The organism is Janthinobacterium sp. SUN033, assembly GCF_030397595.1.
In the GTDB taxonomy this organism is placed as follows: Bacteria; Pseudomonadota; Gammaproteobacteria; order Burkholderiales; family Burkholderiaceae_D; genus Janthinobacterium; species Janthinobacterium kumbetense.
The window spans coordinates 884,962-898,621 of the sequence record NZ_JAPQNV010000002.1 but is presented as its reverse complement, the minus strand read 5'-3'; the positions used below and the strand labels follow the sequence as shown (position 1 = coordinate 898,621).

Below are 13,660 nucleotides of genomic sequence, written 5' to 3'. Positions count from 1 at the left end.
ATTTTTATTGTTTTGAAGTAAAAGAAGTCACCGTCTTGTTGATGGCGTCCTGCATTGCATGGGGGGGCTGCCAGTTCAGCATGCGTTTGGTCTCGCTAATATCTACTTGCAATGAGTCAAGCAAGCGGTTCGCATCCATCGATTTTCCTGCCAGGCGCGCCAACGCCACAAGCAGGCAGGGAGGAACGGGTATCAGCCAAATATGTTTTTTCATGCCGCTTGCCAACATGCGCAGTAACTGTGCAATGCTGACATCGTGGTCATCTGACACAAGGAATATTTTCCCCGGTGCCTGTGCATGCCATGTACTGAGCGCAATCAAATCAACAAAATTATCCAGTGCAACCATACTGCGGACATTGTGTACGGCGCCGAGTGGCAATGGTACACCGCGCTGTACCAAACGCATCAATCGTTCAAAATTTGCGCGTACGCCAGGCCCGTAGATCAGCGGTGGACGCAGTATAACGATTTCCATGCCCGTTTCGCGACCAATGGCCAGCAGGGCCTGTTCGGCTTCGTGTTTGGACGTGCCGTAGGGGTCTTGTGGATTCGCTGCATCACTGGCCTGGAACGGGCGACCAGGAAGCGTTTGCTCGCCATTCACCTTTAACGAACTGATGAAGATGAATCTGCGGACGCCGGCATCCGCTGCCTGGCGGGCCAGATTGACGCTGCCTTGCACGTTGATACGACGAAATTCGTCCGCAGGAGACGCTGCCGTGTCGCGCATGACGTGAACCCTGGCCGCAAGATGAACGACCACCTCCACACCATCGAGCGCCGCGTGCCACTCCTGTGTTTCAAGCGCATCGTCGCACTGGAAGAACGTCATGTTTGGCGCCGTGCATGGGATGTGGCTACGGGCTGCGCACACCACGCACGTCCCGGCCTGGACGCCAAGATGCTGTGTCAGCGCCCGGCCGACAAAGCCCGAGGCGCCCGTCACGAGAAAACTGCGGGGGTTAAAAGATGTCTGCATAGCCGCTCGAAATTCTGTTCCATGTATACAATTGATCCGCCAATTGTTTCATCTGATGACCCAAGAGCGTCAACTTGGCTTCGGTCAGGCTGTTCAGCAGTTCAGTTAATTCTGCAGACGTGTCAAAAAAATAAGCCTGCTGGTTGGTGGTTTCGCGGTTGAAGATGCAGCCATAGGCAAGCACCGGCAAGCCCAGGCTCATCGCTTCGACCAGCGAAGGATTGGTTCCGCCAGCGCTGTGGCCGTGGACATACACTTGGCAGGCAGCGCGTAGCTGATTCAGGATAGTGTGATCGTAGATGGGGTCGAGCAAATGCAAATGGGCAATTCCGGCATATTTTTGCCGTAATTGCTTGCCATATTCGCTATTGTCCCAGTTGCCCACGATGACAAGATCCATCGTGGGGGCGCTGGCGAATGCCTCGATGATCATGTCGATATTGTTTTCAGGCTCGATGCGGCATACTTTAAATGCGTACTTCACGCGATCGAGCTCATATTTTGCCAATATGGCATCATCCCGCTGTGGACGTACAGCATGGTCGCCACCATAGGCGATCAGTGCGCTATCGCGTCCATATTGCGTTTTGACATAGTCCTGGATCGCTTTGTTGTCCGTCACGACCTGGTCGGCATAGCGTACGGCGGCCGATTCCGATAGTTTCAGGAACCATTTGGCAAAGCCGCTCCATTTGGCCCGGCGCCACTCGAGGCCATCAATATTGATGACAAATTTTTTGCGCGATATGACCTTCAGCACAGGCATGAAGACGCAGCCGGAAACGCCCAAGACCACGATCGTATCGGCATAACGGATGGCTTTCAACATCGACCACAGGTCATAGATGATGCTTTGCATGCCGTTGGCATCGAGGTTGATGTAGACCAGTTTGGCGCCATTATAGGTTGCCAGCTTCTCCGGGTATTTTTCAGCACAGCAATACACGGTGAAATCGAAGGAAGTGGACAAGTGCGCCGTCAGGTGGTCGACAAGTGTTTCCCATCCTCCATATTTGGCTGGTAATCCGACGGAACCTACGATAGCGATTTTTTTCATATTAATGTGAACCTGTTTTTTTTGTTGCAAGAAAACTTGAGAAATAACCTAACACGATGTAACAAAATACGGATTCATTGCTGAAGATGCCGCAGATGACCATGTTGGACAGCAACAGTCCCGCGATGCTGCCGAGTATCATCATCCTGCCATGGGGGGCCGTGCAGTGTTTGGCACGCCTGAACATTTTCAGCAAAAAAATGAAATAACACAGCAGACCAGCCAGGCCGCTCTTGACGAGAATGTACAGATAGCCATTGTGCATCCATGGAATTTCCGAATATTCGGCACCGCCCAATGGAACTGGAAAATCGAGATGCACTAATGCGCCGAATCCGCCGCCAAAAATCTCGTTAAGGACGGGATAGTTCTTGAATTCGCGAAATGACGCAAAAATTTCGTAGGCGCGATAGCTGGTGCCGATGTCCTCCTGAGTCCATTCTTCATTAAAATGCAGTTCTGAGATTGCCTTGTGCAGTGTTTCACCGATCAAATCATACAGGCCAAAGGCGCCTGCAACGGCAGCGGCAAGAATGAAAAGGGCCAAGGCGCGCCACATTATTTTGGCGTCGATGATTTTTCTTCCCGAGAGAAGAAAAAAAGCCGCCAGGATGAGAACATAGGTGCGCGAAAACTGAGCGAGAAAAACGGCATGTACCGCAATAAACCAGGGGTTGTGCAATACTTGTTTCCAGGACTTTCGTTTTTCATACAGCATGACAATGCAGTAGACCAGCAGGAAGCTGCCGGGGCTGACAAAATCACGTATTTGCAGCACCCCGATAAAACCCATCTCAAACCAGAAGAAACACAGCAGCAGTAAAAATATGGCGCAGTATATTTTCGAATAACCAAAAATCAGCTGGCGGATATTCCCACCTTGCTTGAAAAATCTTTTCCCTGCCATGAAGTAAATGTACGGAATCAGAAAGAATAGAATATCCCGAACCGTATCGGCCAGCTGGTTTTTCCATGCAAAGAGCAGGCCAATGATGCATGGTAGCAACAAGTAGAGTTCCAGCTTCTCACCGCGATAGCGCCATACTTTTTTTACCGGTAGCGCGATATACAGCGCCGTCAAAAACAGGCTGCCCAGTTTGAGATAGTTGGAACTGAAAAAGAGAGCAAGTACAGATAGCAGGAGGCCCCAGAACAGTAGTTGCGAGGGTGCACCGATCTGACGTGGCGTATGGATTATTTTACCGATTAACAAACTATTTCCCGTGATATTGGATGGAGCACGTCTTTACAGTGAAGGCAAGTGTACTGGTCGCATCATCTCAGCATCCCCACGAGCCCCCTGAGCGCCTGGGAAAACTTCTCTTGTGAAAAGTTCTCGGCCCTGGCGCGTGCCGCTTTCGACATGGCATGGCACAGGGCGGTATCGTCTGCAAGGGCCAGCGTTCTTTGTTTTAACAGTGCAAAGTCACGTGAGTCGACCAGAAATCCTTCCTGCATGTCGTTGACCAGCTCTGCCGGCCCGCCCAATGGTGGTACAAGCACGGGTAGGCCAAAAGCCATGCCTTCCAGCACCGTGAGTCCGAAGGTTTCAATCCAGCTATCCACGCGCGAGAGGTTGAGCAGCATGCCAGCGCGCTGATAAAACATGGCGGGATTGTCGGTGCGAGGATATACGCGCAGATTGGGCGTTATCGGCATATGGGCAAAATATTGCGTGATGGCCGCCTGATCGTCGTTGACCACCAATTCAAATTGCACGTCTTTGCGGTCGGCCAGCGCGGCGGCCAGCGCCACCATTTCCGGCACACCCTTGTAATCGCGCAGCGATGCCAGCATCAGTATCGTAAAGATGCCATCGTGACGCGGTTGATAGCTGGCTTGCGCTGCGACCGCCGTGAAGTCCGCGTCGAGCGTATTGTAGATTTGCACGGCCGGCACGTCGGCGATAGGCAAGGCTTCCGCGTGCGACTTCGACACATAAATATTGTAGGCCGAGCACATGCGCGCGATCGTGCAGAGCAACAGACGCAAGGGCTTGGGTTCTATGGATATTTCATGGACATGATAGATGACCTTGCGCCCGGTGAGCTTGCCATATAGCGCTCCACCGAAAGGCAGCAGGGTATTCACATAAATCACAGCATCCTTGGCGATGTTGCGTTGGCAAAGCAAGGAGAACAGCAGAAATATCTGGCTGAGTAACAGATTGCAGAGAGTAATGATACGCAACCGCGAACGGTGGTACCAATATCGGCTGAGTGGAATGCCGCACGTTTCCAGGACGCCACGACCCTGGGAGCCAACAAAGAGCATCGCGCGAGCGGGATCGTCAACCAATGCACGGATGGTGCCTCGCAGTACCCGCGGACTGCCGGATGCGTCATTGAGCAAATGGCAGAACACCAGGTCGATTTTTACGGACTCCGCTGAGGAGACGGGAGGTATGTGCGTCATGCGATAAGTGATTTTAATTTACGTGCCGGAATGCCGCCATATACGGCGTTGCCTTCATACTTCCCCGCAGTGACGACCGCACCGGCGGCAATCACGGTATTGTCGCCAATCTCGGCACCGTCCAGGATGGTGGCCTTGGCGCCGATCCAGCAGTTGTTCCCTACGCGTATGCCTTGCTGAGTGACGCCTTGCAGACGGATGGGGACGCCGCTGTCCTCAAAATTGTGATTTTCAGAATGCATGCTGACAAAATTACCCAATATGGTGTCATCACCGATGCTGATGCCGCCCGCACAGCCCAGGAAGCTGAAGGAACCAATTCCTACATTATTTCCTGCAGAAAACCCCTTGCCCAGGGTGGCCAGCGATCCTGTGCATTCAATGGATGCACCACGTCCCAGGGAAAAGTTATTCCCCAGATGAATTCCATCGCGCGACAGGGCATCCACATGGCATTCGGATGCAAATTTGATGAAGCGGCCGGTACGGATTTTCGAGGTACACAAAATCGCTGTCTTCCTGCCGACAAAAATGCGCGCGTTCAGGCGTCGAAACACGAGAATGCCGCGCAAGAGGTCAATGACCTTGCCAGCGAAAAAACGCAGCAGATAGGCCTTGGGAACGTCCGGATCGATGGCGAATTTCTCTTTTCTTGCGCGTGACGCCAGCGTTGAAAAAAAATCACTCATGCGTCACCTTTTCATAAATGTCGCGCACCTGACGTATTGTCACATCCCAGTGCAGTTCCGCCTGGCGCTGCAGGACATTGGTTTTCATGTGATCGAGCGCTGCATGATTGTTCAGACAAAATGCCATGTGGTCCGCCATCTGCTCAATGATGCCCTCTACAGTGTTGAGCGTTACCTTGAAGCCAGTTTCTGCTGTTATCAGGTCACGTGCGCCAAACTGGTCGAGCGCGATACTGGGCAAACCCATTTCAAACGCTTCCAGCAATACGGTGGGATTGCTGTCCATCATAGACGGCATGACGTGGACATCTGCTTCACGCATGATGTCGAGCACCTGCTCGCGCGGCACCTGTCCATGCCACATGATCCGCTCATCGAGTTTCAGAGCCTTGGATTGGGCCTGCAGCACTGCTTTGCACGGTCCGTCACCGATGACGTGCAAGCGCCAGTCCTGTCGTCCGGACAAGTGCGCCAGGGCGCTCAGCACGAGGTTCAGGGCCTTGAGTTCGTCGATGCGGCCAGCCCAGACAAATTGCACCTCTGCACCTGTCGGCTTGATCGTCTCCCGTAGATTCAAGAGCGAGTTTTCACGAATGATCTGGCAATCCACATGCAGAAAATGCTGGAGATTATCGCGATCAGCCGAGGTGGCCGAAAAAATTGCCTTTGCTGCCATTGCCGCATTTTTGACGCGTGCCGAGTATTGCAGGAAGTAGCTATTTGTCCAGTTTCTCAACTTGTGCCGAAGAAAGTTTCCTTTGCCCAATATAGGGAAAAATATATCGTTCAAGTTCGAACTTCCACCGACCGGCCCCCAGACAAAGGGGAGATCGAGTTTCCACAGAAAACCCGGATGCCGAAATCCTATCGTGTTCAGTTGGTGCACGAGGCTGTAATTTTCATTTGCCTGTATTTTTCTTGCGGTGGCTAGTACCTGGCGTTGCCACAACATGTAAGAAAATGAAAAGAACAGGGGGGTGATCGAACGGTTCATCCAGTCGAACAAACGCACTAATCGGTTCGGCTCGACATACACATAGTTGACGCCATCGTCTGGATTGCTTTGGCGATATTGAAGCATCGCCTCATGATTTCCCATGCAGACACCGGACGTTCCGTACAGCACGGTAATGTCGTAAAACGCGCTCAGCTTGGAAACGAAGTTCCATCCTACGCCAAATTCGGAGCCTGAATACGGTGAGATGGCGTAAGCGGCAATGAGTATCTTCTTCTTCGGTGTATTTATTTTTGTCATAAAAATATCATTGAATCATGTTGTTGAATTCGAATTCAAATTCAATTATTTTTTCCGAGAAAAGAGAAAGCACAGGCGCAATACAAGTCTGCTTAGGTGAAAAAATGGCGTGGCTGGCAGTTTGCTCAAGCCATGTTCCCGGCGCAGACGGGGGAGATCAAGGTCTATATTCCAGAAGTTTTTATATTGTTTTATCGTGACCAATGCATAGAACTGAGCATACTGACGTAGCAGCGATGGTGGTACATCGACGTGTTTTTCCAGCGCCCTACGCAATTGTATGTTTTTTGCAATAAACCCTTCGCCGGTGGCGGGATTGGCGGTTTCGTTTTCGTGAATGCGATAATACGCCAGGGTCTTGTTCAGTCTGCTTGCACCGAAATTCAGGAAATACATCGTGAAAAATACATAGTCTGAACTGGGAAAGGCAGACGCCTTGTAGCCACCAATTTGCATGGCGTGACTACGTTTGAAAATCAGGCCAAGGGCGCTCGATGGCGCATCCATATAGACGTGGGAAATCGGGATGCGGCTCAACTGCGGCAAAAACCATGTATTCTTGATATTTTTCAGACCTTGTTTGATTCTGTTTTTGAGCTGCTGGTTAAGACTGCCACGGGCATCCATAAAAATGGAGCGGCAGTATAGCAGGCTGATCGAAGGATCTTTTTTCAGCACCGAGAACATTTCAGCGACAAAATCCGGATGCAGTAAATCATCGTCATTCAAAATGGAAATCCATTCACTGCGCGCCAGTTCAATACAGCGGTTCCAATTGCCGAACATGCCCAGATTTTCGCTGTTGCGGAACAGGCGCAGGCGATCATCTGCAAATTGACGAATCAGTTCGTCAACTTGTTCGCTCATCGAATGGTCGTTATCCACGACGACGATTTCGAAGTCAATATCGCTTGCCTGGGCCAGTACCGAGCGAATCGCCTGCGCCAGCATGTCCGGGCGGCGATAGGTCGGGATCATGATGGACAGTGTCGGCATGAGGCGCTTGCCTCCATCAATGATGAGTGACGAAGGACGATCTGCACAAATGGCAAACTGGTCTTCAATATCGAGAATGTTCAAACGTTACACTTTCATTTGATGGGGCGAGGAGGCGGCAGGCGACGCTTTATTGCGATACAGTTCGAGCCAGACCATGTATGGCCATTTCCAATTGTTATAGACGAGTTGTACCGTAAATTGACTTGCTATGAGCCACGTCAGGCCCATCCCTCCCAAACGCAGGCCTAGCCATGAGAGCGTGACAATAGCCAGCCCGGAAACGAGCGCAGGTTTGACAAATGGCACACGGTTACCTGTGACAATGACGCTGGCTGCCAGCGAGTGGTTCAATTCCAGCAGAACCATGATCCCGACCCAAATCAGCAGTGGCAATGCCAGCAGCCCGGTTTGACCGCCGATCCATTTGATCATGGTCGGGCCAAAACACACCAGGATGATCGCGCCACAGAGAAAGATCCCGAGTGCACAACCGATGCCGAGCTGTATGGTGTGACGCAGGCGCCCTGGTTCATTCGCGACACGGTATTGCGCAAGTTTGGGTTGCTGGATATTGAACAGAACCATCGACATGTTTTGCAAGACGGAATAGACCTGCAGCGTCAGTGCATAAGCGGCGGTGGTGGCCAGGCCGAGGTAAGCGGACGACAGCAGCGTATTGGCCCTTAGTATCAGGAAGGCGCCGATGACCCCCAGGCCCATGCGCCATGCGTTATGCCAGAGAATACCGAAAATATCCCGCGTGGAGATGCTGGAATGCGGCGCCTGACGCAGGGCTGCCTGGAAAGACTGGTCGTGAAAATAATACCAGCTGAGCCAGCGTCCAATGAGTGCCGAAGCAAGGTATCCCAGCGCCACTGCCAGTAAGGTCAGTCCGCATTGCAAGAGTATCGCTGTCACAATCACGAAACCGAGATTGGACAGGGCACTCGATTTATAGAAGGCGGCATACAGGCCGCGTCCTTGCAGTAATGGCGTATAGTATTTGTAATACAGATTGATAACCGTAGCGACAACAAACACACCCCAGGCAAGCAATACCTCTTGCGGGGCGATCTGCCCTTGCGATACATGCACGATGTACCAGCTACCCAGGGTGGCCAGCAACAGGAAGGCGCAGCCGGCCAATACCATGAAGATGCGCCGTGCCGCATGAATGATGGCATTGAACAGGCTATAGTCGACTGGGGATGGTGTGCTCAGCACTTCGAAACCATCCTTGAGCAGGCGTTTCGCGCCGCCCAGGACATAACTGACATTGCGCGCCAGCGTGGGCGTGAATCCGAGGTCGAGCATCGTCACCAGCGCCGATATCGTCATGAAGACGTACCAGATGCCCAGCTCGGCACTGCTCAGTTTTCTCAGCAATAGTGGCAGAACCAGCAAAGCTGCTCCATACTGCAAAAACTGAGACAGATAGCCCCAGAGCATGTCTTTTTTCATTTACCTTGTCCGGCAAGCAAGCCGTCGATGAGCGTGTCGGCTTCCATGCGCGCGATCCCCTGTTGCAACGTAATTTGCGGCTGCCAGCCTGGCAGGCGAGGTTGGCGCGTACTCGGTTGCATGGTTTCACGTGGACGGTAGGGAAGGCCGCCCCATTCGATCTGCAGGTCTTTGCCTACGACGGCGCCATAAACCCGCACCAGATCTTTCAAGGTCAGACGAGCGGGGTTGCTGACGGCATAGCATTCCGCTGCGCCAATTGAGGGCAGGCGCTGCATGGCCAGGAGGTAGGCATCGAGTACGTCATCGATGTACACGAGGTCGAGCAGTTGCTCTCCCGGCGACATGCGCAGGTTGACGCCGCTGCGGGCTGTCTTGCGCAACAAGCTGAACAGTTTCGCACGAGTATCGCCGGGGCCGTAAGTGTCGAACAGCTTCAGTGTGATGGCTTGAAAACCGTGCGCGGATACATAGTAGGCCAGCAAGTCCTCGAATGCTTGCTTGGTGGCCGCATACAGGTTAACGGGATTGTATGCCGCGTCCTCGAAGTGCTGCCAGGACGTGCCGGTATTAATCAGGCGACGCAAGCCCAACTGTTGCATAGCCTCAAGCAACTGTGTCGGCATGCCGAGATTTGACTCGATCAGGCGGTTCACATCTTCCGGCTTGTGCTGTGCCAGGAACAAGGAGGCAACGTGGCACACGACGTCTGGCCGAGTTTGCTCCAATGCCGCATATAAGGTGGAATAGCTGCCATCATGGATATGCACGCTAATCTTTGGCAAGGCATCCTGCAATACGCTGAGATCGGAATGCTGGCGTACCAGGATGGCAACCTCGTGATTATCGGCGAGCAGACGTTTGACCAGCTGACTGCCTATAAAACCGGTAGCGCCAGTAAGAAATACTTTCACGGAATATATCCTACTAAAACGGAGAAATGAAATCGGCAAAGGCGTCGTGCTGCTCATCGCGCGCCGACATGATCGGTGCTGTCACTTGCCAATCGAACCCGAAGCTGTCCCAGCGTATGCCGCAGTCGGCAGACGGCGTGTGCACCGTGCTGGTCTTGTACAGCATCAACGCTTCCTCTGTCAGCGCAACAAAACCATGAGCTACTCCCTTGGGAATAAAGACCATCAGCCCATTTTCTCCAGACAGGTCGACGGATGCCACTTTGCCGTAGCCGGGTCCTTTTCGCAGGTCTAACAGTACATCGCGGACGGCGCCGCGGGTACAGTAAACCAGCTTGTCGTGATCGTGCGGCGGCAGCTGAAAGTGCATGCCGCGGATGACGTCCTTGCGTGAAATAGAATAGAACTCCTCCTGGATATCCAGATTGGCGCCTAAACTTTTACAGATGCCTTCATGATAGGTTTTAACAAAAGTGCCTCGCGCATCTTCAAAGTGGCTAGGCTCAAGCAAAAAACAGGCGGGAAGGAGTTCTTTCAGTAGTTTCATAATATGATTTAGAAATTCACGCCAAAGAATTCTTCGATCTTGCTGATCGAGAAATCCATCATTTCGCGGGTCAGGCCTGGGAAGACGCCGATCCACAGCGTGTCGTGCATGATGCGGTCGGTATTCGTCAGCTCGCCCGAGACACGGTAGTTACGCCCGATCATGTACGGCTGGCGCGTCAGGTTGCCGGCAAACAGCAGACGCGTACCGATCTTGTGTTGATCCAGGAAAGTCAGCAGGCTGACACGGTCCACGTTCGCTTCCGGACGCAGGGTGATCGGGAAACCGAACCACGAGGGATCCGAGTTCGGCGTCGCTTCCGGCAGGATCAGGAACTCCGCACAGCTCTGCAGGCCATTTTTCATGTAGTTGAAATTGTCCTTGCGCGCCTGCACGAAACCGGCCGCGCGGTCCATCTGCGCCAGGCCGCAGGCGGCCTGCATGTCGGTAATCTTCAGGTTGTAGCCCAGGTGGCTGTAGGTGTACTTGTGGTCATAGCCGTCCGGCAGCGTGCCCAGCTTGCAGCAGAAGCGCTGGCCGCAGGTGTTGTCCTTGCCTGGCGCGCAATAGCAGTCGCGGCCCCAGTCGCGGAACGATTCGGCAATCGCTTTCAGTTCCGGATTGTTAGTGAACACCGCGCCGCCTTCACCCATGGTAATGTGGTGCGCAGGGTAGAAACTCATGGTGCCGATATCGCCGAAGGTGCCGCACATCTGGCCGTTGTACGTGGCGCCCAGGGCGTCGCAGCAATCTTCCACCAGCCACAGATTGTACTTTTTGCACAGCGCGACGATGACTTCCAGGTTGAACGGATTGCCCAGGGTATGGGCCAGCATGATGGCCTTGGTCTTGTCCGTGATGGCCGCTTCGATTTTGCTGGCGTCAATATTGTAGGTGCCCAGTTCCACGTCGACGAAGACGGGTACCGCACCATATTGCAAAATCGGATTGACGGTGGTCGGGAAACCGGCCGCCACGCCGATGACTTCGTCACCGGGCTGGATGGCGCGCGCGCCGAGTTTCGGCGACGTCAGCGCCGAGAAGGCCACCAGGTTGGCCGACGAGCCGGAGTTCACCGTGATCAGGAATTCGACGCCGATGAACTTGGCCAGACGCTGTTCGAATTCATCATTGAAACGCCCCGTGGTCAGCCAGGCGTCGAGCGAGGCTTCGACCATCAGGCCCATCTCGGGGGCGCCGACGACTTTGCCGGCCGGTGGAATCACCGTCACGCCCGGCTCGAAGGGTTTCGGCACGCTGGCCAGTGCGCCGTATTGCGCCACCAGGGCAGCGATCTGCTCGCGGATTTGTTGTTGGGTCAGTTGTTCGCTCATGATACAGCCTTCAATTTATTAGGTAATTAATCAGGTATTTTGATAGGTGGCGATTTGCGCCAGCGTCATTGCCCGCATGTCCGCGCCCTGGTCGCAGGCCTTATGCCATTCGACGATCTTGGCGATGGTCTGGCCGATGTCCCAGCGCGGATGCCAGCCCAGCTGGCCGCGTGCCTTGGAACAATCGAGCTTCAGATAGGTCGCCTCATGCGGATGATCCTGGCCATCGAGCGACCAGGAGGCACCCGCGCCCCATTCCTGCGTCATGCGCTCGATGATCCATTCGACGGGCTTGGCGTCGGTATCGTGCGGGCCGAAGTTCCAGCCTTCGGCATGCACGGGGCCTGCCGTATACAGCTTTTCCGCCAGGGTCAGATAGCCGCTGAGCGGCTCGAGCACATGCTGCCACGGGCGGATTGCATGGGGATTGCGGATCATTACCGGCTCGCCGGCGCCGATCGCGCGCAACATATCCGGGATCAGGCGATCCAGCGCCCAGTCGCCGCCGCCGATGACGTTGCCGGCGCGGCCGCTGCCCAGAGCCACGCCGTGTTCGGCGTATTTGTCGGCATGGAAGAAGGAACTGCGGTAGCCGGCTGTCACCAGTTCGGCGCAGCCCTTGCTGTTGCTGTAGGGATCGTAGCCGCCCATGGCCTCGTTTTCGCGGTAGCCCCACGGCCATTCGCGGTTTTCATAGCACTTGTCGCTGGTAACGTTCACCACCGCACGCACGCCAGGCGTGGCGCGCACGGCTTCGAGCACATGCACCACGCCCATGACGTTGGTGGAATACGTTTCCACCGGATTGGCGTACGAGTAGCGCACCAGCGGCTGGGCGGCCATGTGAATGACGATGTCCGGGCGCGCAGCGGCCATGGCGCGCTTGACTGCGTCGCCATCGCGCACGTCGCCGATGATCGACTGCATGCCACTGGCCACGTCGGCGACCTCAAACAGGCTGGGGGTGGTCGGTGCCGCCAGCGCATAGCCGGTCACGTCGGCGCCAAGCTGCTGCAGCCACAGGCTCAGCCAGCCACCCTTGAAGCCGGTATGGCCGGTGAGGAAAACACGTTTTCCTTGCCAGAATGCGGGATTCATCAAGCCGCCTTCCAGGGGGCCTTGCCCGATTGCCACAGTTCTTCCAGATGTACCTTGTCGCGCAGGGTATCCATCGGTTGCCAGAAGCCATGATGGAAGAAGGCATGCATTTCGCCTTCCCGCGCCAGGCGCTCCATCGGCGCCTTTTCCCACACGGTGCTGTCTTCGGCGATATAGTCGATGACTTGCGGCGACAGCACGAAATAGCCGCCGTTGATCCAGGCGCCATCGCCTTGCGGTTTTTCCTGGAAACTGTTGATCTTGTTGCCATCCAGATTCAGCGCGCCAAAGCGGCCGGGCGGCTGGGTCGCGGTCAGGGTGGCGAGCTTGCCGTGCGCCTTGTGGAAGGCGATCGATTCAGTAATGTTGACATCGCTCACGCCATCGCCGTAGGTGAAGCAGAATGCCTCTTCGCCTTCCAGGTAGGGCTGGACACGCTTCAGACGTCCGCCGGTCATGGTCTCGTCGCCCGTGTCGACCAGCGTCACTTTCCACGGCTCGGCATTGCGCGCATGCACTTCCATCTGATTATTCTGCATATCGAACGTCACGTCCGACGTGTGCAGGAAATAATTCGCGAAATATTCCTTGATGACATAGCCCTTGTAACCGCAGCAAATCACAAAGTCGTTGATGCCATGGCTTGAATAGCTTTTCATGATATGCCACAAAATTGGCTTGCCGCCAATTTCAATCATGGGCTTGGGTTTGGTGTGGGTCTCTTCGGAGATCCGGGTGCCGAGGCCACCCGCAAGAATGACTGCTTTCATTTTTATTATTCCTATTGAACGAATTAAATTTGCCTGCCTCATTGGTTTGCGGGCTGGCGCCCGTACAACTGATCGGCCAGCGCAGTGCCTGGTGGCAAAGTATAAGTTCGGTGTACAGGTCAGGCCACACGCTACCATG

At 54.2% G+C, this 13,660-nt stretch carries 13 protein-coding genes; all 13 read right to left on the bottom strand.

The features are described 5' to 3' along the window. Nucleotides 1–4: 4 nt before the first annotated feature. Nucleotides 5–982 (bottom strand): SDR family oxidoreductase, encoded by a 978-nt coding sequence (locus OX460_RS12555; protein WP_289898823.1) that lies wholly within the window; start codon nt 980–982, stop codon nt 5–7. Continuing rightward, nucleotides 966–2,039, bottom strand: coding sequence for a DUF1972 domain-containing protein (locus tag OX460_RS12550; RefSeq protein ID WP_289898822.1), 1,074 nt, complete (start codon nt 2,037–2,039; stop codon nt 966–968). Before OX460_RS12550 ends, OX460_RS12555 begins: the two co-directional genes overlap by 17 nt. A gap of 1 nt (nt 2,040) precedes the next feature. Next, nucleotides 2,041–3,252, bottom strand: coding sequence for an O-antigen ligase family protein (locus OX460_RS12545; RefSeq protein ID WP_289898821.1), 1,212 nt, complete (start codon nt 3,250–3,252; stop codon nt 2,041–2,043). Nucleotides 3,253–3,314: 62 nt separating this feature from the next. Continuing rightward, on the bottom strand, nt 3,315–4,454 hold the full coding sequence (locus OX460_RS12540) for a glycosyltransferase family 4 protein (RefSeq protein ID WP_289898820.1): 1,140 nt from the start codon (nt 4,452–4,454) through the stop codon (nt 3,315–3,317). Beyond that, nucleotides 4,451–5,143, bottom strand: coding sequence for an acyltransferase (locus OX460_RS12535; protein WP_289898819.1), 693 nt, complete (start codon nt 5,141–5,143; stop codon nt 4,451–4,453). The genes OX460_RS12540 and OX460_RS12535 overlap by 4 nt, the downstream gene beginning before the upstream one ends. Then, nucleotides 5,136–6,398, bottom strand: a complete 1,263-nt coding sequence (locus OX460_RS12530; RefSeq protein WP_289898818.1) for a glycosyltransferase family 4 protein — start codon at nt 6,396–6,398, stop codon at nt 5,136–5,138. Before OX460_RS12530 ends, OX460_RS12535 begins: the two co-directional genes overlap by 8 nt. A gap of 45 nt (nt 6,399–6,443) precedes the next feature. Beyond that, entirely contained in the window at nt 6,444–7,478 is a 1,035-nt protein-coding gene (locus tag OX460_RS12525) for a glycosyltransferase (RefSeq protein ID WP_289898817.1), read from the bottom strand. Nucleotides 7,479–7,481: 3 nt separating this feature from the next. Continuing rightward, nucleotides 7,482–8,858, bottom strand: a complete 1,377-nt coding sequence (gene wzx / locus OX460_RS12520) for an O-unit flippase-like protein (RefSeq protein WP_289898816.1) — start codon at nt 8,856–8,858, stop codon at nt 7,482–7,484. Continuing rightward, on the bottom strand, nt 8,855–9,772 hold the full coding sequence (locus tag OX460_RS12515; protein WP_289898815.1) for an NAD(P)-dependent oxidoreductase: 918 nt from the start codon (nt 9,770–9,772) through the stop codon (nt 8,855–8,857). Before OX460_RS12515 ends, wzx begins: the two co-directional genes overlap by 4 nt. Nucleotides 9,773–9,785: 13 nt before the next feature. Continuing rightward, entirely contained in the window at nt 9,786–10,319 is a 534-nt protein-coding gene (locus OX460_RS12510; RefSeq protein ID WP_289898814.1) for a dTDP-4-dehydrorhamnose 3,5-epimerase family protein, read from the bottom strand. An 8-nt stretch (nt 10,320–10,327) separates the two neighbouring features. Beyond that, nucleotides 10,328–11,653, bottom strand: a complete 1,326-nt coding sequence (rfbH, locus tag OX460_RS12505; RefSeq protein WP_077408253.1) for a lipopolysaccharide biosynthesis protein RfbH — start codon at nt 11,651–11,653, stop codon at nt 10,328–10,330. Between the two features lie 30 nt (nt 11,654–11,683). Next, the gene (rfbG, locus tag OX460_RS12500) at nt 11,684–12,751 is read right to left on the bottom strand and encodes a CDP-glucose 4,6-dehydratase (protein WP_099666290.1); all 1,068 of its coding nucleotides are present in this window, start codon (nt 12,749–12,751) and stop codon (nt 11,684–11,686) included. Beyond that, complete coding sequence (gene rfbF, locus OX460_RS12495; RefSeq protein WP_099666671.1) at nt 12,751–13,521, bottom strand: glucose-1-phosphate cytidylyltransferase; 771 nt, start codon at nt 13,519–13,521, stop codon at nt 12,751–12,753. Before rfbF ends, rfbG begins: the two co-directional genes overlap by 1 nt. Between the last annotated feature and the right edge of the window lie 139 nt (nt 13,522–13,660).

Excerpts from the sequence above, each read along its gene's own strand:
- rfbH (WP_077408253.1), bottom strand. The coding sequence starts at position 11,653 with ATGAGCGAACAACTGACCCAACAACAAATCCGCGAGCAGATCGCTGCC.
- OX460_RS12530 (WP_289898818.1), bottom strand. The coding sequence starts at position 6,398 with ATGACAAAAATAAATACACCGAAGAAGAAGATACTCATTGCCGCTTAC.
- OX460_RS12550 (WP_289898822.1), bottom strand. The coding sequence starts at position 2,039 with ATGAAAAAAATCGCTATCGTAGGTTCCGTCGGATTACCAGCCAAATAT.
- rfbF (WP_099666671.1), bottom strand. The coding sequence starts at position 13,521 with ATGAAAGCAGTCATTCTTGCGGGTGGCCTCGGCACCCGGATCTCCGAA.
- wzx (WP_289898816.1), bottom strand. The coding sequence starts at position 8,858 with ATGAAAAAAGACATGCTCTGGGGCTATCTGTCTCAGTTTTTGCAGTAT.
- OX460_RS12555 (WP_289898823.1), bottom strand. The coding sequence starts at position 982 with ATGCAGACATCTTTTAACCCCCGCAGTTTTCTCGTGACGGGCGCCTCG.
- OX460_RS12535 (WP_289898819.1), bottom strand. The coding sequence starts at position 5,143 with ATGAGTGATTTTTTTTCAACGCTGGCGTCACGCGCAAGAAAAGAGAAA.
- OX460_RS12510 (WP_289898814.1), bottom strand. The coding sequence starts at position 10,319 with ATGAAACTACTGAAAGAACTCCTTCCCGCCTGTTTTTTGCTTGAGCCT.
- OX460_RS12540 (WP_289898820.1), bottom strand. The coding sequence starts at position 4,454 with ATGACGCACATACCTCCCGTCTCCTCAGCGGAGTCCGTAAAAATCGAC.
- rfbG (WP_099666290.1), bottom strand. The coding sequence starts at position 12,751 with ATGAATCCCGCATTCTGGCAAGGAAAACGTGTTTTCCTCACCGGCCAT.